This is a genomic window from Actinosynnema sp. NPDC023658, from assembly GCF_040639995.1.
GTDB lineage: Bacteria > Actinomycetota > Actinomycetes > Mycobacteriales > Pseudonocardiaceae > Actinosynnema.
This window is the reverse complement of the sequence record NZ_JBFAAX010001027.1, coordinates 1-302: the sequence shown is the minus strand read 5'-3', so window position 1 is coordinate 302 and position 302 is coordinate 1. Positions and strand designations below refer to the sequence as shown.

The following is a 302-nucleotide window of genomic DNA, read 5'->3' as shown; positions in this document are numbered from 1 at the left end:
ACCCCGGCGCCCGTCGAGTTGCCCGCGACCGACGTCCCCGCGCCGCGGTTGGTGATCGGCACGCCGTGCTCGACGGCCACCCCGACCGCCGCCACCACCGCGTCCACCGACCTGGGGCGCACCACGACCGCGGGCACGTGGCGGTAGTTGGAGGCGTCCGCGGAGTAGAGGGCGCGGTCCCCCGGGTCGGCGAGCACGTCGCCGTCGACCACCGCGCGAAGCTGTTCGACGAAACCGGTCACCGGCCGATTGTCATCCACCCCGGGCCGGTGGTGGCGCACTCGGCCGTTCCCGGCGCGGCC

Annotated in this window: 1 protein-coding gene; it reads right to left on the bottom strand. The window is 76.2% G+C overall.

The window, feature by feature from the left end; genetic code table 11:
- Positions 1-212, bottom strand: a 212-nt coding sequence (locus tag AB0G02_RS37660; RefSeq protein WP_360804524.1) for an FAD-binding protein, incomplete at its 3' end; no start/stop codon positions are given.
- Positions 213-302 lie beyond the last annotated feature (90 nt).